This window comes from Cellulomonas sp. JZ18, from assembly GCF_009720485.1.
GTDB lineage: Bacteria > Actinomycetota > Actinomycetes > Actinomycetales > Cellulomonadaceae > Cellulomonas.
Genome location: NZ_CP045245.1, coordinates 3,294,157 through 3,307,318, shown reverse-complemented (window position 1 = coordinate 3,307,318; position 13,162 = coordinate 3,294,157). Strand labels below are relative to the sequence as shown.

13 protein-coding genes, 2 pseudogenes and 1 riboswitch are annotated in these 13,162 nt (G+C 76.7%); of the genes and pseudogenes, 7 read left to right on the top strand and 8 right to left on the bottom strand.

From position 1 onward, the window contains the following. Positions 1 to 52: 52 nt before the first annotated feature. A complete protein-coding gene (locus GC089_RS19300) occupies positions 53 to 295 on the bottom strand; it encodes a hypothetical protein (RefSeq protein ID WP_230684847.1) in 243 nt (80 codons plus the stop codon). 66 nt (positions 296 to 361) lie between these two features. Between GC089_RS19300 and GC089_RS19295 the strand changes: the two genes are divergently transcribed. Then, complete coding sequence (locus GC089_RS19295) at positions 362 to 715, top strand: LPXTG cell wall anchor domain-containing protein (protein ID WP_230684846.1); 354 nt, start codon at positions 362 to 364, stop codon at positions 713 to 715. A 72-nt stretch (positions 716 to 787) separates the two neighbouring features. Here GC089_RS19295 and serC read toward each other — a convergent pair. Beyond that, positions 788 to 1,926, bottom strand: a pseudogene (gene serC / locus GC089_RS14885) (phosphoserine transaminase). Between the two features lie 193 nt (positions 1,927 to 2,119). Here serC and GC089_RS14880 point away from each other — a divergent pair. The 4 genes and pseudogenes from GC089_RS14880 to GC089_RS14865 all read left to right on the top strand — a co-directional run bounded on the left by GC089_RS14880 (position 2,120) and on the right by GC089_RS14865 (position 5,866). Next, positions 2,120 to 2,814 (top strand): annotated as a pseudogene (locus GC089_RS14880) (metal-dependent transcriptional regulator). 287 nt (positions 2,815 to 3,101) lie between these two features. Then, positions 3,102 to 3,327: riboswitch (cyclic di-AMP (ydaO/yuaA leader) on the top strand. Positions 3,328 to 3,329: 2 nt separating this feature from the next. Then, positions 3,330 to 4,112 (top strand): C40 family peptidase, encoded by a 783-nt coding sequence (locus GC089_RS14875; protein ID WP_155378301.1) that lies wholly within the window; start codon positions 3,330 to 3,332, stop codon positions 4,110 to 4,112. A gap of 164 nt (positions 4,113 to 4,276) precedes the next feature. Further along, positions 4,277 to 4,822 (top strand): HNH endonuclease, encoded by a 546-nt coding sequence (locus GC089_RS14870; protein ID WP_370514017.1) that lies wholly within the window; start codon positions 4,277 to 4,279, stop codon positions 4,820 to 4,822. A 114-nt stretch (positions 4,823 to 4,936) separates the two neighbouring features. Continuing rightward, positions 4,937 to 5,866, top strand: coding sequence for a universal stress protein (locus GC089_RS14865; RefSeq protein ID WP_155378300.1), 930 nt, complete (start codon positions 4,937 to 4,939; stop codon positions 5,864 to 5,866). A 46-nt stretch (positions 5,867 to 5,912) separates the two neighbouring features. On the opposite strand, the gene GC089_RS14860 is transcribed toward GC089_RS14865, so the two are convergent. After that, the gene (locus tag GC089_RS14860; protein WP_155378299.1) at positions 5,913 to 6,386 is read right to left on the bottom strand and encodes an Lrp/AsnC family transcriptional regulator; all 474 of its coding nucleotides are present in this window, start codon (positions 6,384 to 6,386) and stop codon (positions 5,913 to 5,915) included. A 152-nt stretch (positions 6,387 to 6,538) separates the two neighbouring features. On the opposite strand from GC089_RS14860, the gene GC089_RS14855 reads away from it, so the two are divergent. Continuing rightward, complete coding sequence (locus GC089_RS14855; protein WP_155378298.1) at positions 6,539 to 7,855, top strand: hypothetical protein; 1,317 nt, start codon at positions 6,539 to 6,541, stop codon at positions 7,853 to 7,855. Positions 7,856 to 7,977: 122 nt separating this feature from the next. Here GC089_RS14855 and rocD read toward each other — a convergent pair whose 3' ends face one another. The 3 genes from rocD to GC089_RS14840 form a co-directional block, all read right to left on the bottom strand. After that, a complete protein-coding gene (rocD, locus tag GC089_RS14850) occupies positions 7,978 to 9,207 on the bottom strand; it encodes an ornithine--oxo-acid transaminase (protein ID WP_155378297.1) in 1,230 nt (409 codons plus the stop codon). Next, positions 9,204 to 10,031, bottom strand: coding sequence for a dimethylargininase (ddaH, locus tag GC089_RS14845; RefSeq protein ID WP_155378296.1), 828 nt, complete (start codon positions 10,029 to 10,031; stop codon positions 9,204 to 9,206). The genes rocD and ddaH overlap by 4 nt, the downstream gene beginning before the upstream one ends. Positions 10,032 to 10,187: 156 nt before the next feature. After that, positions 10,188 to 10,706, bottom strand: coding sequence for an SRPBCC family protein (locus GC089_RS14840; protein WP_155378295.1), 519 nt, complete (start codon positions 10,704 to 10,706; stop codon positions 10,188 to 10,190). A gap of 33 nt (positions 10,707 to 10,739) precedes the next feature. Between GC089_RS14840 and GC089_RS14835 the strand changes: the two genes are divergently transcribed. Beyond that, positions 10,740 to 11,732, top strand: a complete 993-nt coding sequence (locus tag GC089_RS14835; protein WP_155378294.1) for an aldo/keto reductase — start codon at positions 10,740 to 10,742, stop codon at positions 11,730 to 11,732. 110 nt (positions 11,733 to 11,842) lie between these two features. On the opposite strand, the gene GC089_RS14830 is transcribed toward GC089_RS14835, so the two are convergent. Next, on the bottom strand, positions 11,843 to 12,562 hold the full coding sequence (locus GC089_RS14830) for a hypothetical protein (RefSeq protein WP_196250721.1): 720 nt from the start codon (positions 12,560 to 12,562) through the stop codon (positions 11,843 to 11,845). Then, positions 12,562 to 13,101, bottom strand: a complete 540-nt coding sequence (locus tag GC089_RS14825) for an OsmC family protein (RefSeq protein ID WP_370514016.1) — start codon at positions 13,099 to 13,101, stop codon at positions 12,562 to 12,564. Before GC089_RS14825 ends, GC089_RS14830 begins: the two co-directional genes overlap by 1 nt. Positions 13,102 to 13,162 lie beyond the last annotated feature (61 nt).

The following is a 13,162-nucleotide window of genomic DNA, read 5'->3' as shown; positions in this document are numbered from 1 at the left end:
GGGACGACGATGAGCCCGATATGTCCGTATCGACGTCGGGAGTCGCCATGCGTCAGACCGTCCGGGCCGCGGGTGTCGCGGCCGTCCTCCTCGCGTCGGCCGGACTCGTCCCCACCGCCGCCTCGGCGCAGTACACCCCGCCCGCCGACGACTGCACGCGCGGCGTCGACGAGTACGGCGCCCCGCTGCCGTGCGAGGTGCGCGTGACCGTGCTGAACCCGATCTGCGACGACGACGTGCCCCGGCTGCGGTACGCGATCGAGGCCGTCGGCAGCAGCAGCACGACCGTCGACATCACCTGGGTCGACCCGGTGGGCGACGACGTCGTGCTCGCCGACCAGCCCCTCAGCGGCACCGTGCTGTGGCCGGGCGCCGTCGTCGGGCCGGGCGGGAAGGGGTCGACTGGCCGGGGTGGCGCCTCGAGAACGGCACGTGGGTCGAGGGCGACGAGTACGACTGGGTGCGGCCCGAGGTCACCGTGCGCTTCGACGTCAACCCCTCCAGCACCGTGACGGTCGCCTACCCGCCGTCGTCCCCGCAGTGCCTGACCTCGCCGCCGCGCACGGAGGTGCTCGCCGCGGCCGACGAGCCCGCCGAGCGGTCCGAGGTGCTCGCGGTGACCGGTACCCAGGCCGGCCTGCTCGCGGCCGCCGCGGCCGCGCTCGTGGCGCTCGGCGCCGGTGCCGTCGCGCTGCGGCGCCGCCGGCACGGCTGACGCGGCAGGCCCGTCGCCACGACGCCCGCCGCCCGGGCCCGCGCCCGGCGGCGGGCGTCGTCGTGCCCGGGCTCAGCGCAGGTGCTCGACCACGTGGTCGACGCACGCGGTGAGCGCGCGGACGTCGTCGGGGTCGACGGCCGGGAACATGCCGACGCGCAGCTGGTTGCGGCCCAGCTTGCGGTAGGGCTCGACGTCGACGACGCCGTGCCGGCGCAGCACCGCGGCCACGGCCGCCGCGTCCACGTCCTGCGCCAGGTCGACCGTGCCGACCACGGGCGAGCGCAGCGCCGGGTCGGTGACGAACGGCGTCGCCCACTCCCGCTCCTGCGCCCAGGAGTACAGGTGGCCCGACGACTCGGCGGTGCGCGCCGCCGCCCACGCCAGCCCGCCCTGGCCGAGCAGCCACTCGACCTGCTCGGCGAGCAGCACGAGGGTCGCGATCGCGGGGGTGTTGAGGGTCTGGTCCGCGCGCGAGTTCGTCACGGCGGCGGTGAACGAGAGGAACTCGGGGACCCAGCGCCCCGACGACTCCACGGCGGCGGCCCGCTCCACCGCCGCGGGGGACGCGAGCGCGAGCCAGAGGCCGCCGTCGGCCGCGAACGACTTCTGCGGGGCGAAGTAGTAGACGTCCGTCTGCGCGACGTCGACCGCCACGCCTCCCGCGGCCGACGTGCCGTCCACGAGGACGAGCGCGCCGGCGTCCTGCGAGCCGGGCACCCGGCGCACGGGCGCGAGGACCCCGTCGACGTCTCGTTGTGGGGCCACGCGTAGACGTCGGCGTCCGCCACGAGGTCCGGCACCGCCGCGCTGCCCGGCTCGGCGGTGACGACGTGGGGGTCCGCCAGGAACGGTGCCCGCGCGGTCGCGGCCGCGAACTTCGCGCCGAACTCGCCGAACCGCGCGTGCGCCGCGCGCTCGCGCACCAGGCACAGCGTCGCGACGTCCCAGAAGGCCGTCGACCCGCCGTTGCCGAGCACGACCTCGTACCCCTCGGGTGCGCCGAACAGCTCGGTCAGCCCGGCCCGTACGCGGGCGACCAGCGCCCGCACGGGCGCCTGCCGGTGGGACGTGCCGAGCAGCGACCGCCCCGCCGCGGCGAGGGCGTCGACCTGGGCGTCGCGCACCTTGGAGGGGCCGCACCCGAAGCGGCCGTCGCGCGGCAGCAGGTCGGCGGGGATCGTGACGGCGGGAGCCTGGGCGTCGGGCACGCGCCGAGGATAGGACGGCCCCGTGCGTCGACGCGGGGGCGTCCGCGCCGACGCGCGGGGGCGACGCGGGCGGGGCGCCGGGCACCGAGGGGGAGTCCGGGGGCTGCCCGTGCGGTCGCACCGGACGACTACCCTGGGAGCGGCACGCGGCGGGTCGACCTGCCGTGCGGAGCGCGACGTGGGAGGCCGAGCGGTGAGCGACCTGATCGACACGACGGAGATGTACCTCAAGACGATCTACGAGCTCACCGAGGAAGGCATCACCCCCTGCGCGCGCGCATCGCCGAGCGCCTCGGCCACTCCGGCCCGACGGTCTCGCAGACGGTCGCGCGCATGGAGCGCGACGGCCTCGTCGTGGTGACCGGCGACCGCCACCTCGAGCTGACGGAGGCCGGGCTGTCGAAGGCGGTGCGCGTCATGCGCAAGCACCGGCTCGCGGAGCGGCTGCTCACCGACGTCATCGGCCTGGACTGGCCGCACGTGCACGAGGAGGCGTGCCGCTGGGAGCACGTCATGAGCGAGCGCGTGGAGAAGCGGCTCGCGGCGCTGCTCGACCACCCGCACTTCGACCCGTACGGCAACCCGATCCCGGGGCTCGACGAGATCGGCGAGGAGCGCGCGCCCGTGCGGTTCCTCGACGGGGTCGTCCCGCTCACCGCGGCGGACGGCGTCGCGGGCGGCACGTCGGCGGTGGTCGCCCGCATCGCCGAGCCGCTGCAGGTGGACGTCGAGCTCCTCGAGCGGCTCGCGGAGGCCGGCGTCCGGCCCGGTGCGCAGGTCGCGGTCGAGCGCGCCGGCGGCGTCGTGACGGTCGGTGCACCGGGCTCCGAGACGGTGGTCGACCTGCCCCCGGAGATCGCGCGGCACATCTTCGTCGGGGCCGTCTGACCCCCGCCCCGCCCCGTCCACGGCGGCCCCGGACGTGCGTCCGGGGCCGCCGTGCGTGTCCCACGGGCGGGTGAACTCGCGCACACCGGGCCGCGCGCGGAGCGCTCCCACACGGGCGCTCCCGGTGCGGCCGTGCACGTCAGAGCGGGTTCCGCGGTGCGGCGACCGGGTGACCCCCGGACGGGCGTCCATGACCGTTCCGAGATCGTCGTGACCGGAGCGTGACAATCGCGGAAGGGGTCATGTACGTTCGTCCTGCTTCTCGGAACCCTCCTCCGTGGAAGCCCTTGAGCGGAACGCCGAACCCTGCCGCCGCCTCGAGGTTCCGTACGACTCGCCGGCAGGGGCGGGGGACCCAAATCGTGGGTACCGGAGACGGTGCCCTTGGGGTGAAGCCGGGCGGACGGACCGACAGCACGCACTCCGGTGCGCGCAGGTCGGCACGGACGACCGGCCGGGTGTTCTCCCACCCGAACCCGACAGCTCACCTCGCAGGCGCCAAGGAGAGGCACACGTTGTCCGAGAGCACCACCCGGGCGCGCCATCGCGCCGCGCGTCGTCCGTCGACGCCGCTGACCGAGCTCGCGAGCGTCGCCTCCGAGCAGATGGGGACCGTCGGACGTCGTTCCGCCGTCGTCGCCGCGTCCTCTGGCCTCATGGTCTCCATGCTGGCCCTTCCCTCCAGCGCCGCCCCCGGTGAGTCCGGTGGCGCCCTCGCCGCGGTCGACACCGCGGCCCTGACGGCCTCCGCGCGGGCCGTCCTCAACACCTCGCCGGTCGTGTCGGCGCCCGCGGAGGCCGTGTTCACGGTCGACGCCCCGGCGGTCACGGCCGTCAAGCCGACCCCGCCGCCGCCGGCCCCGGAGCCGGTCCGCACCCAGACGCGCGCGGCGTCGCGCACCGCGGAGCGTGCCGCCGCCACCCCGGCGGCGACGGCGAACAACCCGGTCCCGCAGAGCGTGTCGGGCAACGCCGTCCTCGAGGTCGCCGCGCGCTACGTCGGCGTCCCGTACGTCTCGGGCGGCACGACGCCCGGTGGCGGCTTCGACTGCTCCGGCTTCACGTCGTACGTGTACGCGCAGCTCGGCATCTCGCTGCCGCGCACGTCGTCGGCCCAGCGCAACGCCGGCACCGTCGTCTCGCGTGCGGACGCCCGCCCCGGCGACCTCATCTGGAGCCCCGGCCACATCGGGATCTACGCGGGCGGCGACATGATGATCGACGCCCCCCGCCCGGGGAAGACGGTCCAGTTCCGCTCGATCTGGCAGAGCTCGCCGACGTTCATCCGGATCGGCTGACCGGCCACGCCGATGTCACGAGGCCCCGACGACCACCACGGTCGTCGGGGCCTCGTCGCGTCCGGCGCAATGGGCGTGCGCGTACCCTGGTCCCGCATCGACGCTGTTCCTTCTCGTCCCGGTCCGGCAGCCAGCCGGCCCGACCACCGAGGTCAGGAGTGCACGTGCTGACGACCGTCCCCGCGCAGGGCCCCGCCGGTCCTGCCCCCGCGCCCGTGCCGACCCGCACGCTGCTCCTCAACGCCAGCGGTGAGCCCCTCTGCGTCGTCACGATGCACCGCGCCGTCGTCCTGGTGATGACGGGCAAGGCGACCGTCCTCGAGTCCGACGGACGGGTGCTGCACTCCGCCCGCGAGCAGATGCCGCTGCCCGTGGTGCTGGTGCTCCGCCGCTACGTGCACGTGCCCTCGCGCCGGCCCGTGCCGCCGACGCGCCGCACCGTGCTGCAGCGCGACGACCACCGCTGCGCGTACTGCGGGGGCGGTGCCGACACGGTCGACCACGTGCACCCGCGCTCGCGGGGCGGTCGCCACGAGTGGACCAACGTCGTCGCGGCGTGCGCCCGGTGCAACCACCGCAAGGCCGACCGGACGCTCTCGGAGCTCGGCTGGGAGCTGCCCTTTCGGCCCCGCGCACCCCGGTGGTCCGTCACGGTGGGCGGCGCCGCGGCGCGCACCGAGCCGGCCTGGTCGCCCTACCTGGTGGCGTGAGCCGTCCGGGGCGTCCGGCGTCCCCGCGAACGGTCATGGTTGTGCCACGATGGGGTCAGGAAAGCACCTGATGACCGTCGCGACGGGGCGGCGGTCACCGACGCGGAGGACGGCATGACGCGTGAGCACGGGATCCTCGTCGGGGTCGACGGGTCGGCGGCCAGCCTGCACGCCCTCGACTGGGCGACGCAGGAGGCACGGGTCCGCGGACGCGGGCTGCACCTCGTGGTCGCCTACGCGCTCCCGTCGTTCACGGCCGCGAGCCTCGACGGCGGCTACGCGGCCCTCGACGACGACACGATCCGGGCCGGCGCCCAGTCCGTGCTCGAGGAGGCCATGCTCCAGGTCGAGCGCGCCGGGGTGCCCGCCGAGGGGCGGGTCGTCACGGGCGACGCCGCGGCCGTCCTGGTCGAGACGTCCCGCACGTCCGACCTCGCCGTCGTCGGCACGCGGGGCCGTGGCGGTTTCGCCGACCGCCTGCTCGGCACGGTGTCGTCGGCGCTGCCCGCGCACGCGCGGTGCCCCACGGTCGTCGTGCCGCTGCGCGACGCCGAGGGGCACCCCGTGGACGGCGACCCGCCGGCGGTGCGCCCGGTCCGGCGCATCGTCGTGGGGGTCGACGGGTCGCCGCCGGCCGAGGCGGCGCTGCGGCTGGCCATCCGCGAGGCGCAGGTGTGGGACGCCGAGCTGTTCGCCGTCTCGGGCGTCCCGGTCGGGGCGATGACGGGCATGCTGGCGTGGCTGCCGTCGGCGGTCGACCACGAGCAGGTGCTGCGCGACGTCGCCGAGGGCCTGGACGTCGTCGTCGACCGCGCGCTCGCCGGCCACGAGGGCGTCCAGGTCAAGCGGCACGTGCTCGACGGCACGGGTGCGGAGCTGCTCACGGAGTTCTCCGCCGCGACGGACCTCATCGTCGTCGGCTCGCGCGGGCGGGGCGGGTTCGCCGGACTGCTGCTCGGCTCGACGAGCCAGGCGGTCCTGCACCACGCGCGGTGCCCCGTCATGGTGGTCACGTCGCGGTGCGCGGAGGACCTGACGCGCTGACGTGGCGGTCGCGTCGACCCGCGGCCCTCGGGGCGGCGGCGGGCGGTCAGGCGTCGCCGCCCGCCGGCGGGACGTCCGGCCGGCGGACGAGCGCCGAGAGCACGACGGTCGAGCGCGTGCGGGACACGAACGGCTCCGCCGCGAGCCGCTCGACGACCTGCTCGAGGTGGCGCATGTCCCGCGCCCGCACCTGGACCACCAGGTCCACGTCGCCGGTGACCGTGCTCGCGGCGACCACCTCCGGGTAGTCCTCGACCGCGGCCCGCATCGTGGCCGGGCTCGTGCGGCCGTGGCAGAACAGCTCGACGAACGCCTCGGTGTGCCAGCCGAGCGCCGCCGGGTCCAGCCGCACGGTGAAGCCGCGGATGACGCCGCGCTCGCGCAGACGGTCCACCCGGCGCTTGACCGCGGGGGCCGAGAGGGCGACCTGCGCCCCGAGCTGTGCGTACGTGGCGCGCGCGTCGTGCGCGAGCGCGCGCAGGATCGCGGTGTCGAGGTCGTCGAGGCGGTCGGCGTGCACGCGCCCATCCTCGCGCGTCGGGCGTACCGGTCGTGCACGGGCGTGCAGGACCAATGAGCACATGTGCCACCGATTGCGACACACCCGCTCAGGTCGGACGCTGCACGTGCCGATGGGGTCGTGACACCGACCTCGCCGAGGGGGACACACGCATGAGCGGACGGCAGGACTCCGGCGCGCGCCCGGACACCGCAGCAGGGACGGGCACGACGGGGGTACCGGGGCTGCCGACGCAGGCGGGGCCCGTCGCCTCCGCACCGGCACCCGTGGTGCCGACGCAGGCGGGACCCGCGGTGTCCGCACCGACGCCGCTGGTGCCGACGCAGGCCGGACCGGTGGCGTCGGCACCCACCCCGGTGGTGCCGACCCGGGCGGCGCGACCCGCGTCCGCACCGCCCGCCGCACCGCGCGCCGGCGACCTCGGGCACGTCCCGCAGCAGCGGCCCGCCGGGGTGCCGCCGCGTCCCCAGCGCGCGCGCCGCGCCACCGCGCTCGTCGCCACCGCCGCGGTGCTCGCGACCGCGGGCACGGTGTGGGCGGCCGACCAGGACCACCGGGCACGTGCCGCGGCGGAGGCGGCCGCCGACGCACGCGTCGCCGCGGCCGTCCAGGCGTCCGCCGCCGACGTCGCCGCCCCGCGTGCCGACACCGCGCACGCCGGCGCCGCCGTCGCGACGGGCCAGCGCGCCGACGTCGCCGCGGCCACGAGGGCGGCCGCCGACCGCGCCGTCGCCACCCTGGCCGCCTCCGCGCAGGCCGGGGACGGCCCGCGCGCGACGCTGCAGCAGGCCGTCGACGCGGCCTCGGGCGCCCTCGGCGCCCCGGCCGTCTCGCTCACGACGCTGCGCGCGACCACCGCAGCCATCGCCGCGCCGGAGCAGGCCGTCGTCGAGGCGCAGGCCGCCTGGCAGGCCGCCGAGGACGCGCGCCTCGCGGCCGAGCGGGCCGCCGCCGAGCAGGCCGCCGCCGCCGCGGCTGCCCGCGCGTCCGCCCGTGGCAGCGGCACCGCCGCACGCGCCCCGCGGGCCTCGGCACCGCGTCCCGCGGCCCCGCGCGCCGCGGCGCCGGCCCGGCCGGGCGCGGCCGCCGCACCCGCACCCGCACCCGCGGCGGGCCTCCCGGTCGCGGGGTCGGTGGTCGGCGTGGGCGACGTCGGTGCGGCGCTCAACGCGCACCGCGCCGCGAACGGGCTGGGTGGGCTCAGCATCGTCTCGTCCGGCGCCCGCGCGGAGCACGCCATGCAGATGGCCGCCTCGGACAGCATCTGGCACTCGGGTACGCGCGCCGGCTCGCCCAAGGCCCGGCCCGAGATCGTCGGCCGCGTCTCGCCGGCCAGCGCGAGCCGCATGATCGCGGCCTACGCGGCGTCGGACGGTCACAACCGGCAGATGCTCGGCAGCTACTCCACCGCGTACATCGGCGTCGTCCTGCACGACGGCTGGATGTACACGTCGATCACCTTCGGCTGACGCACCCGCGGCGCGTGCACCGGCGCCGGCCCGTCCGGACGGGCCGGCGGCCGGTGCACGCGGGCCGGTGCCGACACGCGGACGGGCGCCGGGCGTGCCGGTCCCCGGTCGCGGCGTCGACGTCACGGCGCGGTGAGCGCCTCCGTCAGCGCGTCGACCGCCCGGTCGAGGTCGTCCGCGTCCACCGTGAGCGGGGGAGCCAGGCGCACGGTCGCCCCGTGCGTGTCCTTGGCGAGGACCCCGCGCCCGAGCAGGCGCTCGCACAGCTCGCGCCCGGAGGCGGGGCCGCCGGGCAGCCCGGGCGCCACGTCGACGCCCGCCCACAGGCCGATCGTCCGCAGCCCGTGCAGGAGCCCGTCGTCCACCAGGGCCGCGAGCCGGTCGCCGAGGTGCTCGCCGAGGGTGCGGGCGCGGGCCTGCAACGTCCCCGGGGCGAGCAGGTCGACGACGGCGATCCCGACCGCGCACGCGAGCGGGTTGCCGCCGAACGTCGAGCCGTGCGTGCCGGCGGTCAGCACCTCGAGGACGTCGGCGCGGCCGACGACGGCCGAGACGGGGACCAGGCCCCCGCCCAGGGCCTTGCCGAGCGTGACGAGGTCCGGGCGCACGTCCCACCGCTCGCACGCGAGCGTCGAGCCGGCGCGGCCGAGGCCGGACTGGATCTCGTCGGCGACCAGCAGCACGCCCGCGTCGTCGCACACCCGCCGCACGGCGGGCAGGTAGTCGTCGGGCGGGACGACGACGCCCTGCTCGCCCTGCACCGGCTCGAGCAGGACGGCGACGGTGGTCGCGTCGACGGCCCGGGCCAGCGCGTCGGCGTCCCCGTACGGCACGGTGACGAACCCGGGGGTGTACGGGCCGAACCCGCGACGGGCGTCGGGGTCCGTCGAGAACGAGACGATCGTCGTGGTGCGGCCGTGGAAGTTGCCGTCCGCGACGACGATCGTCGCGCGGTCGGCGGGGACGCCCCGCACCTCGTAGCCCCACTTGCGGGACGCCTTGATCGCCGTCTCGACGGCCTCGGCACCGGTGTTCATGGGCAGCACGAGGTGCGAGCGCCCCGCGAGCAGCGGTCCGACCAGCCCGGTGAGGGCCTGGGCGAACGGCTCGAGCAGCTCGTGGTCGAACGCCCGCGAGGTCAGCGTGAGCCGGTCCAGCTGCGTCTGCGCCGCCGCGACGAGAGCGGGGTGCCGGTGCCCGAAGTTCAGCGCCGAGTACGCCGAGAGCAGGTCGAGGTACCGCCGCCCGGAGGTGTCGGTGACCCACGCCCCGTCGCCGCGCGCGAGGGTCACCGGCAGCGGGTGGTAGTTCGGGGCGAGGGCCGACGCCGTGCCGGCGGCGGCGGTGCTCATCGCCGCAGCTCGAGCGTGCAGCACTTCGCCCCGCCGCCGCCCTTGAGCAGCTCGCTCGTGTCGACGGGGACGGGCGTGTACCCGCGCTCGCGCAGCGCGCCCGCGAGGTGGGTGGCCGCCGGGGCGACGACGACGTTCTCGCCGTCCGACACCGCGTTGAGGCCCAGCACGGCCGCGTCCTGCTCGGTCGCGAGCACGGCGTCGGGGAAGAGCTGCTCGAGCACCGCGCGCGAACCGGGCGAGAAGGCGGGCGGGTAGTACGCGATCTGCGGGTCCTCGGGGTCCGCCGAGAGCACGGCCAGCGCGGTGTCGAGGTGGTAGTAGTGCGGGTCCACGAGCTCGAGGGAGATCACGGGGTGCCCGACGAGCTCCTGCAGCTCGGCGTGCGCCGCGCGGCTGGTGCGGAAGCCCGTGCCGGCGAGGATCAGCCGCCCGACGACGAGCATGTCGCCCTCGCCCTCGTTGACCTGCTCGGCGGTGTGGGTGACCCAGCCGCGGTCGGCGAACCACTTCTGGTACGCGGGGCCCTCGGGCTGGCGCTCGGGGTGGCGGAACCGCGCGGAGTACACGACGCCGTCGACGACGGTCGCGCCGTTCGCCGCGTAGACCATGTCGGGCAGGCCGGGCAGGGGGTCGATCGTCTCCACGGTGTGCCCGAGGTCGAGGTAGGTGTCGCGCAGACGGCGCCACTGGCGCACCGCCAGGTCCGCGTCCGTGTGCCGCGTGCGGTCCATCCACGGGTTGATCTCGTAGGAGACCGTGTAGTGGGTGGGCTCGCACATGAGGTACTGGCGGGCGGTGCGGCCGGGGGCGTGCGCGGTCATCGGGCTCCTCGTGGGTGCGGGTGGCACCGCGCACCGGTGGGCGCACGGTGCTTCGAGGGTACGAGCGCGCGCGGCGGCGGTCGGGCAACGGCACGTGCGCACCCGTGCCCGATCCGTTGCGTCGGACCGCGGGCGGCCGACGATCTGTTGCGCGGGTCAGCCCGCGAGCTCGCGGGCCGCGCGGGCCAGCACGACGCGCAGCATGACGGCGAGCGCCGGAGCCGTCAGCCGCGAGGACAGCGCCGCGGGCAGCGGCCCGGCCAGCGGCACGTGCTCCTCCCACGTGACGCGGCACCGTCCCGGCCCGGTCGGCCGGACGACGATGGACGCGCCGCCCAGCAGGAGGGGCCCGTCCTTGCGGTACACCGCGACGCCCGGCGCCGCTCCCGCCTCGTCACCGGCGGGCGGCTCGTACGTCGTGATCGTCATCCGGTCCGGCAGGCCCGGCGCGCCGAAGCGCGCGAGCGGACCCGAGACGGCCTCGATGCGGGTGCCCGCACGGGGGTCGCCGTCGGTGCTCACCCGCGTCTGCGGCACCCACCGGCCGTGGTTCCGGGCGTCGGTCAGCACCGCGAAGGCGACCCGCGCGGGCGCCTCGACGTCCCGCGTCACGCGCGTGCCGGCGACGCCGTCGGGGGCGGCGGGGCCCGCGGCTCGCGCGGTGGGCGTCGTCATGCACCGATCCTCCCCCGGGGTACGGTCGGGGGCATGCGGACGAGGGTTCTGGGACGGACGGGACGTGAAGTCGGGGTCGTCGGGCTGGGCTGCTGGCAGCTCGGCGGCGACTGGGGGACGGTCGGCGACGACACGGCGCTCGAGGTGCTCGACGCGGCGGTCGACGCCGGCGTGACGTTCCTCGACACCGCCGACGTGTACGGCGACGGCCGGTCGGAGAAGGTCATCGGCCGGTTCCTGGCCGAGCGGCCGGAGGTCGCGCAGCGCGTGACGGTCGCGACGAAGATGGGCCGCCGCGCGAACCCGCACGAGGCCGACGCGTACACGGCCGACGCGTTCCGCGCCTGGACGGACCGCAGCCGCGAGAACCTCGGCGTCGACACGCTCGACCTCGTGCAGCTGCACTGCCCGCCGACGGCGGTCTACTCCCGCGACGACGTGTACGACGCGCTCGACGCGCTCGTCGAGGAGCGCCGCGTGGCCGCGTACGGCGTCTCGGTCGAGACGGTGGACGAGGCGCTCACGGCGATCGCGCGCCCGAACGTCGCGACGGTGCAGATCATCCTCAACGTCTTCCGCCGCAAGCCGCTGGAGCAGGTGCTGCCGGCGGCCGCCGAGGCGGGCGTCGGCATCATCGCGCGCGTCCCGCTGGCGTCCGGCCTGCTGAGCGGCAAGTACGACGAGTCGACCGAGTTCGCGGCCGACGACCACCGCACCTACAACCGCCACGGCGAGGCGTTCGACGTCGGCGAGACGTTCTCCGGCGTGCCCTACGAGGTCGGCGTCGCTGCTGCCCGCGAGGTCGCCCGGCACACGCCGCAGGGCGCGACGACGGCCCAGCTCGCGCTGCGCTGGATCGTCGACCAGCCGGGCGTCTCCGTCGTCATCCCCGGCGCCCGCAACCCCGAGCAGGCGCGCGCGAACGCCGCCGCGGAGCAGCTCGCGCCGCTCGACGACGCGACGCTCGACGCGCTGCGCGACGTGTACGACCGCCGCGTCCGGGAGCACGTGCACGACCGCTGGTGACCTGCCTGGCCCCGGACGACCGACGGGACCCGGTGCGCGGCGAGGACGACCTCGCCCGTGCACCGGGTCCCGTCGCGTCCGGGGCCGGGGGCCGGGGGTGGGGGGCCGCGTCAGCGGCGGCCGGGCAGCGCCGGCAGCCGCGAGTACAGGGAGCGCGGCTCGACGTCGCGCGCCGATCCCTCGACCACCTGCGGGAACCGCTCCGGCGGGGGCCCGAACACCCGGCGGGCGCTCTCGACGACCGTGCGCCCGAGCGCCCGCCCGCCTGCGACGCCGACCGCCGCGCCGATGCCGTAGGGGGCCAGGCGCCCCAGCGCCAGACCGGCCATCTTGGCCGCCTGCTTCTGCAGCAGCTTGCGGGTGAGCGTGCTGTTCACCCTCTTGACCGTGTTCCGCGGCATGCGCGTCAGCAGCACCCGTCCCAGCTGCAGCGACGACGCGTCGGCGGCGCTGGCGACGGCCTTCGCGCCGTCCTCGCCCAGCACGCTCGCGAGCAGCAGCGCCTTGCGCCGCTCGGTGTCCTCGACGTCGATGCCGTGCACCGACGCGACCGCGAGGGAGAACGCCGCGGAGGCGGCGAAGAACGTGGCGACGTCGCTCACGGTCAGCGCCGTCGCGACGCCGGTCCCGACGACGGGGGCCGCGGCCGCCGCACCCACGGCGCCGCCGGCACCGGCGACGACCAGCAGGTACTCCTTCTCGAGCATCGTGACGAGCTGCGCCGGCGTGGCGTGCGGGTTGCGCCGGCGCAGGCTCTCCACGTGCGCGTGGATCGTCGTGGACGGGATGGTGACCGCCTTGTCGAGGGCGGCCGCGATCACCTTGGGCATCAGCGCTCCCCTGTCACGTGGAGGGTCGTGGTCGCGCCCGTGTGCAGCGTGCGCCCCACCGTGCAGTGCTGGTCGACGGCGCGGTGGACGACGGTGAGCAGGCGCTCGCGGGCGGCGGGGTCGAGCGCCGAGAGGTCGACCTCGAGCTCCTCCGTCAGGTGCGGGTAGCGGTCCTGCGCGGGGTCCGACGGCCCGCCCACGCGGATCGTCACGCGCACGTCGTCGCCGAGCCGGCGCGCCAGCGCGGCGTCGCTCGACAGGCCGGTGCACGCGCCGAGCGCGATCTTCAGCAGCTCCCCGGGCGTGAAGGCGCCCTCGTCGCCGACGGAGCCGACGAGCACCTCGGCGCCGCGGGAGCTGCGGCCGACGTACCGGCGGGTGCCGGTGCGCTCGAGCCAGAGCTTCGTGTCGCCGGCGTTGGCCATCGGGTCGGCGGGGTCGGAGGCGGCGGTCGCGGTCGCGGGAGCGCCGAGGGTGGTGCCCTCGGCGGCCGGCGCCGGGTCGCCCGCCAGGTCGCGCGCGTCCTGCTCGGTCGTCATGCGGCCGATCCTCGCACGCGGGCCCGACGCGCGCGCGTGGCGACCGGGCCGGTCGGCGCTG

Bases quoted from the DNA above. Each gene is read 5' to 3' on its own strand.
- GC089_RS19300 (WP_230684847.1), bottom strand. From the start codon at position 295: ATGTCGACGGTCGTGCTGCTGCTGCCGACGGCCTCGATCGCGTACCGC.
- GC089_RS14865 (WP_155378300.1), top strand. From the start codon at position 4,937: ATGACGCGTGAGCACGGGATCCTCGTCGGGGTCGACGGGTCGGCGGCC.
- GC089_RS14855 (WP_155378298.1), top strand. From the start codon at position 6,539: ATGAGCGGACGGCAGGACTCCGGCGCGCGCCCGGACACCGCAGCAGGG.
- rocD (WP_155378297.1), bottom strand. From the start codon at position 9,207: ATGAGCACCGCCGCCGCCGGCACGGCGTCGGCCCTCGCCCCGAACTAC.
- ddaH (WP_155378296.1), bottom strand. From the start codon at position 10,031: ATGACCGCGCACGCCCCCGGCCGCACCGCCCGCCAGTACCTCATGTGC.
- GC089_RS14840 (WP_155378295.1), bottom strand. From the start codon at position 10,706: ATGACGACGCCCACCGCGCGAGCCGCGGGCCCCGCCGCCCCCGACGGC.
- GC089_RS14835 (WP_155378294.1), top strand. From the start codon at position 10,740: ATGCGGACGAGGGTTCTGGGACGGACGGGACGTGAAGTCGGGGTCGTC.
- GC089_RS14830 (WP_196250721.1), bottom strand. From the start codon at position 12,562: ATGCCCAAGGTGATCGCGGCCGCCCTCGACAAGGCGGTCACCATCCCG.
- GC089_RS14825 (WP_370514016.1), bottom strand. From the start codon at position 13,101: ATGACGACCGAGCAGGACGCGCGCGACCTGGCGGGCGACCCGGCGCCG.